The sequence below is a fragment of the Rahnella bonaserana genome, from assembly GCF_019049675.1.
Classification (GTDB): Bacteria; Pseudomonadota; Gammaproteobacteria; order Enterobacterales; family Enterobacteriaceae; genus Rahnella; species Rahnella bonaserana.
The window spans coordinates 137,980-151,181 of the sequence record NZ_JAFMOW010000058.1; the positions used below are offsets into that span (position 1 = coordinate 137,980).

The 13,202-nt window shown below is 52.1% G+C and carries 14 protein-coding genes; 11 read left to right on the top strand and 3 right to left on the bottom strand.

All coding sequences use genetic code 11. From position 1 onward, the window contains the following. The first annotated feature begins 222 nt into the window (after positions 1 to 222). The 7 genes from lepA to acpS all read left to right on the top strand — a co-directional run bounded on the left by lepA (position 223) and on the right by acpS (position 6,785). Positions 223 to 2,022 (top strand): translation elongation factor 4, encoded by a 1,800-nt coding sequence (gene lepA / locus J1778_RS08495; RefSeq protein ID WP_112288186.1) that lies wholly within the window; start codon positions 223 to 225, stop codon positions 2,020 to 2,022. A gap of 27 nt (positions 2,023 to 2,049) precedes the next feature. Continuing rightward, positions 2,050 to 3,027 (top strand): signal peptidase I, encoded by a 978-nt coding sequence (lepB, locus tag J1778_RS08500; protein ID WP_217172796.1) that lies wholly within the window; start codon positions 2,050 to 2,052, stop codon positions 3,025 to 3,027. A gap of 210 nt (positions 3,028 to 3,237) precedes the next feature. Then, positions 3,238 to 3,918, top strand: coding sequence for a ribonuclease III (rnc, locus tag J1778_RS08505; protein ID WP_015698392.1), 681 nt, complete (start codon positions 3,238 to 3,240; stop codon positions 3,916 to 3,918). Next, positions 3,915 to 4,820 (top strand): GTPase Era, encoded by a 906-nt coding sequence (gene era / locus J1778_RS08510; RefSeq protein ID WP_217172797.1) that lies wholly within the window; start codon positions 3,915 to 3,917, stop codon positions 4,818 to 4,820. Before rnc ends, era begins: the two co-directional genes overlap by 4 nt. A gap of 11 nt (positions 4,821 to 4,831) precedes the next feature. Further along, positions 4,832 to 5,569: a DNA repair protein RecO gene (gene recO / locus J1778_RS08515; RefSeq protein ID WP_217172798.1), complete on the top strand. Its 738-nt coding sequence runs from the start codon at positions 4,832 to 4,834 to the stop codon at positions 5,567 to 5,569. A 104-nt stretch (positions 5,570 to 5,673) separates the two neighbouring features. Continuing rightward, the gene (pdxJ, locus tag J1778_RS08520) at positions 5,674 to 6,405 is read left to right on the top strand and encodes a pyridoxine 5'-phosphate synthase (RefSeq protein WP_217172799.1); all 732 of its coding nucleotides are present in this window, start codon (positions 5,674 to 5,676) and stop codon (positions 6,403 to 6,405) included. After that, positions 6,405 to 6,785 carry a holo-ACP synthase gene (gene acpS / locus J1778_RS08525; protein ID WP_217172800.1) on the top strand — a complete coding sequence of 127 codons (381 nt, stop codon included), beginning with the start codon at positions 6,405 to 6,407 and terminating at the stop codon, positions 6,783 to 6,785. Before pdxJ ends, acpS begins: the two co-directional genes overlap by 1 nt. 34 nt (positions 6,786 to 6,819) lie before the next feature. On the opposite strand, the gene J1778_RS08530 is transcribed toward acpS, so the two are convergent. Further along, positions 6,820 to 7,074: a YfhL family 4Fe-4S dicluster ferredoxin gene (locus tag J1778_RS08530; RefSeq protein ID WP_217172801.1), complete on the bottom strand. Its 255-nt coding sequence runs from the start codon at positions 7,072 to 7,074 to the stop codon at positions 6,820 to 6,822. Between the two features lie 102 nt (positions 7,075 to 7,176). Beyond that, the gene (locus J1778_RS08535) at positions 7,177 to 8,025 is read right to left on the bottom strand and encodes a MurR/RpiR family transcriptional regulator (protein ID WP_217172802.1); all 849 of its coding nucleotides are present in this window, start codon (positions 8,023 to 8,025) and stop codon (positions 7,177 to 7,179) included. Positions 8,026 to 8,167: 142 nt separating this feature from the next. Between J1778_RS08535 and murQ the strand changes: the two genes are divergently transcribed. Genes murQ through yfhb form a run of 3 tightly spaced genes read left to right on the top strand, consistent with a single transcriptional unit; the run spans position 8,168 to position 11,113 of the window. Beyond that, positions 8,168 to 9,073 carry an N-acetylmuramic acid 6-phosphate etherase gene (gene murQ, locus J1778_RS08540; RefSeq protein ID WP_217172803.1) on the top strand — a complete coding sequence of 302 codons (906 nt, stop codon included), beginning with the start codon at positions 8,168 to 8,170 and terminating at the stop codon, positions 9,071 to 9,073. Positions 9,074 to 9,099: 26 nt separating this feature from the next. Continuing rightward, a complete protein-coding gene (locus tag J1778_RS08545) occupies positions 9,100 to 10,470 on the top strand; it encodes a PTS transporter subunit EIIC (protein WP_217172838.1) in 1,371 nt (456 codons plus the stop codon). 4 nt (positions 10,471 to 10,474) lie between these two features. Next, positions 10,475 to 11,113: a phosphatidylglycerophosphatase C gene (gene yfhb, locus J1778_RS08550; protein WP_217172804.1), complete on the top strand. Its 639-nt coding sequence runs from the start codon at positions 10,475 to 10,477 to the stop codon at positions 11,111 to 11,113. A 73-nt stretch (positions 11,114 to 11,186) separates the two neighbouring features. Here the strand turns inward: yfhb and yiaY are convergent, their stop codons facing one another. Further along, entirely contained in the window at positions 11,187 to 12,338 is a 1,152-nt protein-coding gene (gene yiaY, locus J1778_RS08555; protein ID WP_217172805.1) for an L-threonine dehydrogenase, read from the bottom strand. A 294-nt stretch (positions 12,339 to 12,632) separates the two neighbouring features. On the opposite strand from yiaY, the gene tadA reads away from it, so the two are divergent. Then, the gene (tadA, locus tag J1778_RS08560) at positions 12,633 to 13,196 is read left to right on the top strand and encodes a tRNA adenosine(34) deaminase TadA (RefSeq protein ID WP_420804071.1); all 564 of its coding nucleotides are present in this window, start codon (positions 12,633 to 12,635) and stop codon (positions 13,194 to 13,196) included. Positions 13,197 to 13,202 lie beyond the last annotated feature (6 nt).

Genomic DNA, 13,202 nt, shown 5'->3' on the forward strand with positions numbered 1-13,202 from the left:
GCGAGGGGGAAAGATCAGTGCGGAAATGAAAACAAATGAAAATGTGGGGATTTACTTCAGAAAAAGCACGCATAATCTGGAGTTAGGATGTACCGAGACTAGGTTTTCACGGTGCTGGCATGTAGAATGCTGCGACTTAGGCGAAAGACAGCCAACCTACAAACCGTCGCTGTATGTTCATGGCGAATGATTCAGAAATACCAAGGTAGAAAAACTTTTATAATGAAGCATATACGAAATTTCTCCATTATTGCCCACATTGACCACGGTAAGTCGACGCTGTCAGACCGTATTATTCAAATTTGCGGCGGCTTGTCCGATCGTGAAATGGAAGCGCAGGTTCTCGATTCTATGGATCTTGAGCGTGAGCGCGGTATCACCATCAAAGCGCAGAGCGTGACGCTCGATTACAAAGCGAAAGATGGGCAGGTTTACCACCTGAACTTTATCGATACCCCCGGACATGTCGACTTCTCCTACGAAGTTTCCCGCTCACTGGCCGCCTGTGAAGGCGCATTGCTGGTTGTGGATGCGGGGCAGGGCGTAGAAGCGCAGACGCTGGCGAACTGCTACACCGCGATGGAAATGGATCTGGAAGTAGTTCCGGTTCTGAACAAAATCGATTTGCCTGCCGCTGATCCTGATCGCGCAGCACAAGAAATCGAAGACATCGTGGGCATTGATGCCACGGATGCTGTCCGTTGTTCAGCAAAAACCGGTGTGGGTGTGCCTGAAGTTCTGGAGCGTCTGGTGCGTGATGTTCCGCCACCGGAAGGTGATCCCGATGCGCCATTGCAGGCCTTGATCATCGACTCCTGGTTCGACAACTATCTTGGCGTGGTTTCTCTGGTTCGTATCAAAAACGGCACCATGAGAAAGGGCGACAAAATCAAAGTAATGAGTACCGGACAGGTGTATAACGCCGATCGTCTGGGTATCTTCACGCCTAAACGTGTTGATAAAGACATTTTAAACTGCGGCGAAGTAGGCTGGCTGGTATGTGCTATCAAAGACATCCTCGGCGCACCCGTGGGCGATACCCTGACACTGGCACGTCAGCCAGCAGAAAAGGCTTTGCCTGGTTTCAAAAAAGTGAAACCTCAGGTATATGCCGGTCTTTTCCCTGTCAGTTCCGATGACTATGAAAACTTCCGTGATGCGTTAGGCAAACTGAGCCTCAACGATGCTTCCTTGTTCTATGAACCGGAAAGCTCCACCGCGCTGGGCTTTGGTTTCCGCTGTGGCTTCCTCGGTCTGTTGCACATGGAAATCATTCAGGAACGTCTGGAGCGTGAATACGATCTGGATTTGATCACCACGGCACCGACCGTTGTGTACGAAGTTCTGACCACCGGCAACGAAACCATTTATGTCGACAGCCCGTCTAAACTTCCGGCGCTGAATAACATTCTGGAATTGCGCGAGCCAATCGCTGAGTGTCACATGCTGATGCCACAGGAATACCTGGGCAGCGTGATCACCCTGTGTATTGAGAAACGTGGTGTGCAGACCAATATGGTCTATCACGGCAATCAGGTTGCGCTGACGTATGAAATCCCGATGGCTGAAGTGGTGCTCGATTTCTTCGACCGTCTGAAGTCAACGTCGCGTGGCTATGCGTCCCTCGATTACAATTTCAAACGTTTTCAGGCTTCTGACATGGTACGTGTTGATGTTCTAATCAACGGCGACCGTGTGGATGCACTGGCGCTGATTACTCACCGTGGCAATTCACAGTTCCGTGGACGCCAGTTGGTTGAGAAGATGCAGGAACTGATCCCGCGTCAGCAGTTCGACATTGCTATTCAGGCGGCAATTGGTGCTCACATCATTGCCCGTTCCACCGTGAAGCAATTACGTAAAAACGTTCTCGCCAAATGTTATGGCGGTGACGTCAGCCGTAAGAAGAAACTTCTGCAGAAGCAGAAAGACGGTAAGAAACGCATGAAACAAGTGGGTAACGTTGAGTTACCACAGGAAGCGTTCCTGGCCATTCTTCACGTGGGTAAAGAAAGCAAATAAATCCTCATTGAGTTGTAGGGAGTATGCATGGCTAACATGTTTGCCCTGATCCTGGCGGTTGCAACGCTGGTTTCAGGGATTATCTGGTGCCTTGATCGTTTTAAGCTGGCACCTGCACGCCGGGCTAAAATTGCGAAAATTAAGGCTGAAACGGGCGGGGCGGTTGATGATACAACGCTGAGCAAAGTCGCGAAGCAGCCAGGCTGGGTGGAAACCTGTGCGTCTGTATTCCCGGTATTGTTAGTGGTGTTTGTGGTGCGTTCATTTATTTATGAACCGTTCCAGATCCCATCCGGCTCAATGATGCCAACGTTGCTTATTGGCGATTTCATTGTGGTTGAGAAATATGCCTATGGTCTGAAGGATCCTATTACCCAGACTAAGCTTATCCCGACCGGTGAACCAAAACGCGGCGATGTGGTGGTATTTAAATACCCGCTCAATCCAAGCGTGGACTATATCAAACGTCTGGTCGGTTTGCCGGGCGACCGCGTGACGTACGATCCGTTCAGCAAGCAGGTGACAGTTCAGCCAGCCTGCGAAAGCGGCAAAAATTGTAACACGGCTCTGGCGGTGACTTATGACACCGGCGTTGCCAGCGATTTTGTGCAGACATTTGGTCAGTCTTCTGGTGGCGAAGCCAGCAGTGGTTTCTTTGAGACGCCACCGACAGGTAATGTTCCGCAGGACGGTGTTCGTCTGGTTCAGCGCAACGAAACGCTCGGCAATGTGACGCATCGTATTCTGACTGTGCCGGGTGCGCGTGACCAACTGGGTGCGTATTATCAGCAACCGGGTCAGCCGCTGGGGACATGGGTCGTTCCTGCTGGTCATTATTTCATGATGGGCGATAACCGTGATAACAGCGCTGACAGCCGTTATTGGGGTTTTGTACCTGAAAAGAATTTAGTGGGTAAAGCGTCTGCAATTTGGATGAGCTTTAAAAAACAGGAAGGTGAATGGCCTACCGGTGTTCGTTTAAGCCGTATCGGTGGAATTCATTAATTAATGGTGCCCGTTAGCGCAGCATTATATTTCCACTCGTTGTAGAATATCCTTTCGGGCGATAAAAGTTGGCTCCCCTGATTTTACGTTTTTATTTAAAACGAACAGGAGGAGCCACTGCAAACGAAACAGCTTTGGATTGGCTTAGGGCGAAGCAGGCCTGTTCCGTATGCTGAAGTTTTTGACGCATTCTTGATCTATTGGTAACTCATGAATCCCATCGTAATAAACAGGCTTCAGCGGAAGCTGGGCTACACTTTTCAACAGCAGGAGCTTTTATTGCAGGCACTGACTCACCGCAGCGCAAGCAGTAAACACAATGAGCGTTTAGAGTTCCTGGGTGACTCAATTCTTAGTTATGTAATAGCTAACGCGCTGTACCATCGCTTTCCTCGTGTAGACGAGGGCGATATGAGTCGTATGCGTGCCACGCTGGTACGTGGAAATACGTTAGCTGAAATGGCACGTGAATTCGATCTCGGCGAATGCTTACGCTTAGGGCCGGGCGAATTGAAAAGTGGTGGTTTCCGCCGCGAGTCGATTCTTGCGGATACGGTGGAGGCACTCATTGGCGGCGTGTTCCTGGACAGTGATATCCAGACCGTCGAAAAGCTGATTCTCGATTGGTACCGTAGTCGTTTAGACGAAATCAGTCCCGGTGATAAGCAGAAAGACCCAAAAACCCGTTTACAGGAGTTTTTGCAAGGTCGTCATCTGCCGTTGCCTTCTTATCTGGTTGTGCAGGTTCGCGGTGAAGCGCACGATCAGGAGTTTACCATCCACTGCCAGGTCAGTGGCTTGAGCCAGCCGGTTGTAGGAACCGGTTCAAGCCGCCGTAAAGCCGAGCAGGCGGCAGCGGAACAAGCGCTGATACAGCTGGAGCTTGAATGAGCGAAGAAAAGAATTACTGTGGTTTTGTTGCAATCGTAGGCCGTCCTAACGTCGGTAAATCTACCTTGCTGAATGAATTATTGGGGCAGAAAATCTCCATTACTTCCCGCAAACCGCAAACCACGCGTCACCGCATCATGGGTATTCACACTGAAGGGCCATATCAGGCTATCTACGTGGACACCCCTGGGCTGCACATCGAAGAAAAGCGTGCCATTAACCGTCTGATGAACCGTGCTGCAAGCAGCTCGATTGGTGATGTGGAACTGGTGATCTTCGTGGTGGAAGGCACTCACTGGACACCCGATGACGAAATGGTGGTCAACAAACTGCGTGATTTGAAATCACCGGTTCTGCTGGCAATCAACAAGATTGATAACGTCACCGATAAGTCCAAATTGCTGCCACATTTGCAATTCCTGAGCGAGCAGATGAACTTCGTCGATATCGTACCTATCTCAGCTGAGAAGGGAATGAACGTAGATACCATCGCGGCTCTGGTGCGTAAACGTCTCCCGGAAGCGGTTCACCACTTCCCGGAAGATTACATTACTGACCGTTCACAGCGCTTTATGGCCTCTGAAATCATCCGTGAAAAACTGATGCGTTTCCTGGGCGAAGAGCTGCCGTATTCCGTGACCGTTGAAATAGAACGCTTCGTCAGCAATGAACGTGGTGGTTACGACATCAATGGCCTGATTCTGGTAGAACGTGAAGGCCAGAAGAAAATGGTTATCGGCAATAAAGGCTCTAAAATCAAGACGATTGGCATTGAAGCCCGCCAGGACATGGAAAACATGTTTGAAGCGAAAGTTCATCTTGAATTGTGGGTTAAGGTCAAATCCGGCTGGGCAGATGACGAACGTGCGCTGCGCAGTCTGGGTTATGTAGACGACTTATAAGGTCCGCGCCTATGGAAGGCTGGCAACGCGCATTTGTTTTGCATGGGCGACCTTACAGTGAAACCAGTCTCATGCTGGATTTATTCACTGAGGGACAAGGGCGGGTACGCATACTGGCTAAAGGTGCGCGTGGCCGCCGGTCCAATCTAAAAGGCTGCTTGCAGCCTTTTACGCCTCTGCTGGTTCGCTGGAGCGGGCGGGGAGAAGTCAAAACCCTGCGCAATGCCGAGCCGGTTTCACTGGCACTTCCCCTTTCCGGTCTGATGCTTTACAGCGGCCTGTACGTCAACGAGCTTGTTTCCCGCGTGCTTGAGCAGGAAGCGAATTACTCTTCGTTATTCTTCGACTATCTTAATTGTCTGCAAAATCTTGCCAGCGCCAGCGGTTCACCTGAGTACGCTTTGCGTCAGTTCGAACTCTCACTGTTACACCATCTGGGCTACGGCGTCGATTTCCTGCATTGCGCGGGCAGTGGGGAAGAAGTTAGCGACACCATGACCTACCGCTATCGTGAAGAAAAAGGCTTCATCGCCAGTCTGGTGATTGATAATTCCAGCTTCACCGGGCGTGATTTGAAAGCGCTGGCCAGCCGTGATTTCCCGGATGCTTCCACTCTGCGCGCTGCAAAACGTTTTACCCGCATGGCACTGAAACCCTATCTTGGCGGCAAGCCCCTGAAAAGTCGTGAGCTGTTCCGCCAGTTTCAGGTCAAAAAGCCTGTTTCACTTTCTGACAATTCTTCCAGCTAATTCGGATTCCGGGCTACACGTCGTCACTCTCAAGGGTGTAAACTGCAGAAATTAGCTTTTCTGATCCACTCATAAATCAATTCATTCTCAAATCTGGAGCTGTTATGGCTGAGTTGCTGTTGGGCGTTAACATTGATCACATCGCGACACTGCGTAATGCACGCGGTACGGCTTACCCTGATCCGGTTCAGGCGGCATTCATCGCTGAACAGGCTGGTGCTGATGGGATCACCGTCCACCTGCGCGAAGATCGCCGTCATATTACCGACCGCGACGTGCGCCTTCTGCGTCAGACAATCCAAACCCGCATGAATCTCGAAATGGCAGTCACCGATGAAATGGTCGGTATTGCCTGCGAAGTTCTGCCGCATTTCTGCTGCCTGGTGCCGGAAAAACGCGAGGAAGTCACTACCGAAGGCGGTCTGGATGTCGCCGGTCAGATAGATAAAATGACCGTAGCGGTTTCCCGTTTGAGCGAAGCCGGCATTTTGGTTTCCCTGTTCATCGACCCGGATCTGCGCCAGATTGACGCTGCGGTCGCGGTCGGGGCACCTTACATCGAAATTCATACCGGGGCGTATGCGGAAGCGAAAACTGATCTTGAACGTCTGGCTGAGCTGGAACGCATCAAGCAAGGGGCGGCTTACGCAGCAGGCAAAGGTTTGAAAGTGAACGCCGGTCACGGGCTGACTTACCATAATGTTCAGCCGATCGCTGCACTGCCGGAAATGCATGAGCTGAACATCGGCCACGCCATTATCGGTCAGGCGGTTATCGACGGCTTATCCGGTGCAGTGCGTGAAATGAAAAATCTGATGAGAGAAGCCCGCCGGTAATGAGCATTTTAGGTTTAGGTACGGACATTGTTGAGATTTCCCGTATCGAAGCAGTGATTGAACGTAGCGGCGACCGGCTGGCGAGGCGTATTTTATGCGCCAATGAATGGGCTGTTTATCAGCAACATCAGCAGCCGGTTCGTTTTCTGGCAAAGCGGTTTGCCGTTAAGGAAGCCGCGGCAAAAGCGCTGGGAACCGGCATTCGCAACGGTCTGGCGTTTGAGCAGTTTGAAGTGGTCAATGATGTGCTGGGCAAGCCGGGGCTGGTTTTTCATGCCCGCGCGGCAGAGATGGCAGCGGAAATGGGCGTGAAGTCGGTACATGTTACATTGGCCGATGAGCGCCGTTATGCCTGCGCCACAGTCATCATCGAAAATTAATACTACTTATTTTTGGCATTGCATCACGGCGTGATTACAGCGTGTGATGCAAGACCACAAACTTATCCCAAAGCTGTTCGTTGGTTTCGGTGTGTTGCGGATTGATGATGATGGTATTGTCGATCGGACAGACGCTCTGACAGGTCGGTTTGTCATAATGCCCGACACATTCCGTGCAACGATCGCTGTCAATTTCGTAAATATCATTGCCCATCGAGATCGCCTGATTCGGGCACTCCGGTTCGCACATATCGCAATTAATGCATTTGTGTGTGATCAGCAGGGCCATGGCGTTTTCTCGTATCGTTCAGTCATCAGGGCGCGCAGTATAGCAGAATTGCGCTGGCACAGGATCCACGTCAGTGCCTTTCCGCTCCTCAAATGATCCTGATCAAACCAGCTTTTTGACCAGTTCTTCGCTGTGGCGGATCCGCTCCGGTGCATGTTCGGTATCCTGCTGAACCAGCGCTACAAACAGCAGATCGGTCAGTGAATACTGTGCGGTTGTGGCCGATAGCGCGGCTCCGCGTGTGGTCGGTAATTCAGCGACGGTATACAAACAGTGATCGGCCTGTTGCTGCAAGGTATTCGGTGAAAATCCGGTGATCGCCAGCACCTTAGCGCCACTTTCCCGGGCAACCCGTGCCGCCAGATTGATTTCGCTGCGTTCACCGCTGAACGAAATCGCCAGCAATAAATCTTCCTTTGAAAGCGCCTGAGCTGTAGCAATCAGCACATGTGTATCCGACTCCGCGATGGCCGTGATACCAATTTTTAATAGCTTATACGCCAGATCCTTAGCCACCAGTCCGGACGCTCCGATGCCCGTCAGAATGATTTTCCGCGCGTTGCCCAGCATCGACAATGCAATTTGCAAACGGGGCTCGCTGTTGATATCGAGCGTCGCGCGCAAAGCTGATTGTTTTTCTGTCAGCAGTTTCTCACCCACAACGTGCAGACTGTCGGTGCTCAGGATCTGATTATGTACGGTGACAGGTTCGCTGTTTTTGGGTGATGCCAGGGATTCGCTCATGGCGAGTTTCAGCGCAGGAAAGCCTTTATAACCCAGTTTCTGGGCGAATTTCACCACGCCTGACTGGCTGACTCCCGCCATTTCGGCCAGTTTTTGTGAGCTCATATGACGCGCTTTTTCCGGCTGAGCCAGTAAAAAATCAGCCAGTTTACGGTCATTTTGTGCCAGTGTCGGATACAACTGGCGGATACGGATCATACAACTCATGGTGGCTTATCCCGGCTTCTCAGAATACGTAGGTCACGTTTTGCGGATTATGTTATCTAAAATAGCAAATATTCCTCGCATTGATGAATTAAATATTCAAGTATTATGCAATAAATTTGAATTAAAAATTCAGGAGAGAAACATGAACAGTCCCCTTAACTTAGGCGCACTCGTTTCCGAGAGCCGTAATCCGGATACGATCAATTTAGATGAGATGTCTTCGCTGGAATTAGCCACCTGTTTCAATCAGGAAGATCGCAAAGTTCCTGAGGCCATCAATAAAGTTCTGCCGCAAATTGCGCAAGCTATTGATAAAGCTGCTGCCTCATTTAAAGCCGGCGGTCGTCTGATTTATCTCGGTGCCGGAACCAGCGGGCGTCTGGGCATTCTTGACGCATCGGAATGCCCGCCAACCTTTGGCGTGCCGCACGGTATGGTTGTCGGCCTGATTGCCGGTGGTCCCGGCGCGTTACTCAAAGCGGTGGAAGGGGCCGAAGACAGCGAAACTCTGGGCGTTGAAGATTTAAAGAGTCTGGATCTGAGCGCGGATGACACCGTTGTCGGATTAGCGGCGAGCGGCCGCACACCTTACGTGATCGGCGCATTGCGTTACGCCACAGAACTGGGGTGTGCCACTGTGGCCATTTCCTGTAATCCGGATTCACCGATTGCGCAGGAAGCGACGATCGCCATTTCTCCCGTTGTCGGACCAGAGGCACTTACCGGGTCCACCCGTCTGAAATCCGGTACTGCGCAGAAACTGGTACTGAACATGATTTCTACCGGCGCGATGGTGAAAACCGGCAAGGTCTATCAGAACCTGATGGTCGACGTGAAAGCGACTAACGTCAAACTGGTTGATCGTGCCTGCCGTATTGTTGTGGAAGCCACCGGCGCGGCGCGCAGTGATGCTGAGCTGGCGCTTTCTCAGACTGATTTCGAAGTGAAACCGGCCATTCTCATGTTACTGACTGGCATTGATGCAACACAGGCAAAAGCTCGCCTGGAGCAACATAACGGCTTCCTGCGCGCCGCGCTGGCGAGCTAAATCGGGAGAAAAGCATGGCGACAGCAATGGATAAAACTCACCTGCTGGCTTCTAAAATATTGCAGGGTGTGGGCGGCGAAGGGAATATCAGCAAGCTGGAAAACTGCATGACCCGTGTGCGCGTGGAAGTTTATGACGATGCGCGTCTGGATCTGACCAGCCTGAAAATGCTGGAGGGGATCAAAGGTTATCTTAAGCAGGGCGAGCAGCATCAGTTTATCGTCGGGCCGGGGGCGGCAGCGAAAGTCGTGGACGCCATGCGTCTGTTGCTGAGCCCCGCGACTACAGCGAGTGCGGCGGGTGAGAGTGATATAGCCCGCAATAAAGCCAGTGCCAAAGCCAAATACTCTGCGCCGATGAGTGGCGCGCTGCGCAAGCTCGCGGATGTTTTCATTCCGCTGATCCCGGCATTTATCGCCTCAGGTCTGATTATGGGCATTATTAACTTGCTCAAGCGGCCTGATATTGCCGGTTCCATTGCGACTGAATATCCCAATATCCTCGGCCTGCTGGCGATTTTCGGCGGTGCCGTATTTGCCATCATGAATATTCTGGTCGGTGTGAATGCTGCGCGGGTGTTTGGCGGTTCCCAGGCCATGGGCGGCGTGATGGCGGGGATCCTTTCAAGCCCTGCGCTGGCGCAAATTACGCTATTTGGCGAAACATTACAGCCGGGGCGTGGCGGGGTGATAGCCGTCTTGCTGGTCGTCGCGCTGATGTGCTGGCTCGAAAAACGGCTGCGTCAGTGGCTGCCGGAATCTGTCGAACTGATCCTCAATCCGCTGATCACCACGCTTATTACTGCAACGCTGGCGATTGTGATCCTGCAGCCGATCGGTGGCTATATCTCAGATGGCATCGCCCATGGAGTCAATATTGCGATTGATAAAGGCGGATTACTGGTTGGCGCGGTACTGGCCGGAGCCTTTCTGCCGCTGGTGCTTTCCGGGCTTCATCAGGGGCTGGTGCCTATCCACGTGGAGCTGATTCAGGCGCACGGTTCCAATCCGTTGCTGCCTATCTTAGCCATGGCCGGTGTCGGGCAGGTCGGTGCGGCGATTGCGGTTTACATGAAAACGCGTAACGCACGGCTGAAAAAAGTGATTAAAGGTGCGCTGCCGGTGGGAATACTGGGCATCGGCGAACCGTTGATTTTCGGGGTGACGCTGCCGCTTGGCCGGCCATTTATTGGCGCCTGTCTGGGCGGAGCCGTGGGCGGTGCGCTGATCTGTTACTGGAAAGTCGCTACGGTCATCACCTTTGGTATTTCCGGGTTGCCGCTGGCGCTGACCATTATTTCTGGCAAAGTGATGTTGTATCTGGCCGGTTTAGTCATTACGGTATTAGCTGGTTTTATTTTTACCTGGCTGATGGGGTTTAACGATCCCGAGGAGTAATGGATTGAGTACGAAGCCTGATCGACGGGTGGTCTTTTTTGACCTGGATGGAACGCTGCATCAGCAGGACATGTTCGGAACCTTCCTGCGTTTTTTGCTAAAAAAAATGCCGCAGAACCTGATTCTGGTGGTGCCTTTATTGCCGCTGATTGGCGCAGGACTATTCTTTCAGGGGCGCGCAACACGCTGGCCGATGAGCCTGTTGCTGTGGGCCATTACTTTTGGTCATAGCGAGGCACGCCTGAAAGCGCTGGAGCTGCAATTTGTGACTGCGTTTCGCGAAAAAGTGGTGGAGTTTCCGGTGGTACAACGCCGGCTACGCGAATATCTCGACAGCGACGATACCGAAGTGTGGCTGATCACCGGCTCTCCTGAGAACCTGGTGCAGCAGGTTTATAACGCATCGCTGTTTTTACCGCAGGTACGTCTGGTGGGCAGCCGTATCGCGCGGGGTAAAGGCGGCTGGGTGCTGCCTCTGCGCTGTCTCGGGGAAGAAAAAGTCGTACAGCTTGAAAGCCGGATTGGTTCACCGCTTAAACTTTACAGTGGTTACAGCGACAGCAAGCAGGACAACCCGCTGTTGTTCTTTTGCGAGCACCGTTTTCGTGTCAGCAAGCAGGGCGAATTGCAGCAACTGGAATAAATACCGCGGTATGTTGCAGACAAAAAAACAGGCCATTTCTGGCCTGTTTTTATTTGGGCATATTCTTTAGTAATCAGAACGCGGCTTTGAAAATCCCTACCACGTCTGCATGAGTACCCTGAATCGGGTTAGTCATGGCGCAGGCATCTTTCAGGGCATTGGTCGCCAGCGTATTAAAATCTTCTTCTTTCACGTTCAGGTCGCGTAATCCGGCAGGGATATCGACATCACGCGCCAGCTGACGGATAGCATCAATACAGGCTTTTGCACCCTGCGCATCTGTCATCGCTGAAACATCAATGTGCATCGCGGCGGCGACATCTTTCAGACGCGGGCTGGCAACGCGGGCGTTATATTCCTGAACAAACGGCAGCAGGACGGCATTACAGACGCCGTGCGGCAGGTTATAGAAACCGCCGAGCTGGTGCGCCATGGCGTGTACATAACCCAGCGACGCATTGTTAAAGGCCATCCCGGCGAGAAACTGTGCGTAAGCCATGTCTTCGCGGGCCTGCATGTTTTTGCCGTCTTTCACCGCCGTGCGCAGCGAGTCGATAATCATGGTAATCGCTTTCAGCGCACAGGCATCTGTAATCGGGTTGGCCGCGCTCGACACGTAGGCTTCGATAGCGTGGGTCAGCGCATCCATCCCGGTGGCAGCAGTCAGCCCTTTTGGCATGCCGACCATCAGATGAGGGTCATTGACTGACATCAGCGGTGTCACGTTTTTATCCACAATGGCCATTTTGATATGGCGTTCTTCATCGGTGATGATGCAAAAACGTGTCATTTCTGAAGCCGTACCGGCGGTAGTGTTGATCGAAATCAGCGGCAGCTGGGGTTTCGCAGAGCGATCAACGCCTTCGTAATCTTTGATGTCGCCGCCGTTGGTGGCCAGTAACGCGATCCCTTTAGCGCAGTCATGCGGTGAACCGCCACCGAGTGAAATCACGCAATCACAGCCATTTTTTTTCAGGATCTCCAGCCCTTCACGCACATTGCGGGTGGTTGGGTTAGGGTGCGTTCCATGATAAACGCTGCTTTGCACGTCGCTGTTTGCCAGTAATTCCTGAACCTGTTTAACCACGCCGATATCGAATAACACTTTATCCGTGACGATCAGTGCGTGGCGAAAACCATGCTGTGCGATAGCGGTTGCCGCATCATTCAGCGCGCCAGAACCAATAACGTTAACGGACGGGATAAAGAAAGTTGCAGTAGCCATAATTGTTTTCCTTCTTGTCAGCTCTTGGTAGGTACAAGGAAACCTTAATATTGTTACCGGTAACATCTTTTGATCTGGCGCAAGAATTCACAGATTAACCAGGCAAATTTCCAGACCTAATCACTATGAAAGATAAGGTTATTATCTGTTGGTATAAGCTATTTCGGCTATCAGGGTGTCTGGTTCTAATCATTAAGTAATGTTTCCTGTTACCGCCGGTGAACTGTACGCAGGGTACCGATTATGGCCCGTGGGCGCGCGGCGCGAACAAAGGTATAATGCCCACGGAATAAAATGGCTGAGGTTGAAGTGGCAGTGACAGAATTAGCAGAAATGAACGACGACGAACGCTGGATGGAATACGCTATGACTCTGGCGCTGAAGGCGCAGGAGGAGGGCGAAGTACCGGTGGGCGCCGTGCTGGTTTTAGACAATCAGGTGATTGGCGAAGGCTGGAACCGTTCTATCGGACATCATGATCCGACGGCGCACGCGGAAATCATGGCGTTACGTCAGGGCGGCAGCGCTGTGCAAAACTACCGTCTGCTGGATGCCATACTGTATGTCACGCTTGAGCCTTGCGTGATGTGTGCCGGCGCAATGATCCACAGCCGGATCCGTCGTGTGGTATATGGCGCAGCCGATGCTAAAACCGGTGCAGCGGGTTCCCTGATGGACGTTCTGCGCCATCCCGGCATGAATCATCAGATCGAAATTACCTCGGGCGTTCTCGCTGATGCCTGTTCAGAGCAACTCAGTGCGTTCTTTCGCTTACGCCGCAGCCAGAAGAAAGCGCTGCGGCTGGCAGAGCGCGCGGCGCAGGCCGGTGATATCACGGCGGGTAATCCAAAATCATAAGGCTGT

Bases quoted from the DNA above. Each gene is read 5' to 3' on its own strand.
- recO (WP_217172798.1), top strand. From the start codon at position 4,832: ATGGAAGGCTGGCAACGCGCATTTGTTTTGCATGGGCGACCTTACAGT.
- J1778_RS08530 (WP_217172801.1), bottom strand. From the start codon at position 7,074: ATGGCCCTGCTGATCACACACAAATGCATTAATTGCGATATGTGCGAA.
- yiaY (WP_217172805.1), bottom strand. From the start codon at position 12,338: ATGGCTACTGCAACTTTCTTTATCCCGTCCGTTAACGTTATTGGTTCT.
- lepB (WP_217172796.1), top strand. From the start codon at position 2,050: ATGGCTAACATGTTTGCCCTGATCCTGGCGGTTGCAACGCTGGTTTCA.
- murQ (WP_217172803.1), top strand. From the start codon at position 8,168: ATGAACAGTCCCCTTAACTTAGGCGCACTCGTTTCCGAGAGCCGTAAT.
- acpS (WP_217172800.1), top strand. From the start codon at position 6,405: ATGAGCATTTTAGGTTTAGGTACGGACATTGTTGAGATTTCCCGTATC.
- lepA (WP_112288186.1), top strand. From the start codon at position 223: ATGAAGCATATACGAAATTTCTCCATTATTGCCCACATTGACCACGGT.
- J1778_RS08535 (WP_217172802.1), bottom strand. From the start codon at position 8,025: ATGAGTTGTATGATCCGTATCCGCCAGTTGTATCCGACACTGGCACAA.
- rnc (WP_015698392.1), top strand. From the start codon at position 3,238: ATGAATCCCATCGTAATAAACAGGCTTCAGCGGAAGCTGGGCTACACT.
- pdxJ (WP_217172799.1), top strand. From the start codon at position 5,674: ATGGCTGAGTTGCTGTTGGGCGTTAACATTGATCACATCGCGACACTG.
- era (WP_217172797.1), top strand. From the start codon at position 3,915: ATGAGCGAAGAAAAGAATTACTGTGGTTTTGTTGCAATCGTAGGCCGT.
- tadA (WP_420804071.1), top strand. From the start codon at position 12,633: ATGGCTGAGGTTGAAGTGGCAGTGACAGAATTAGCAGAAATGAACGAC.
- J1778_RS08545 (WP_217172838.1), top strand. From the start codon at position 9,100: ATGGATAAAACTCACCTGCTGGCTTCTAAAATATTGCAGGGTGTGGGC.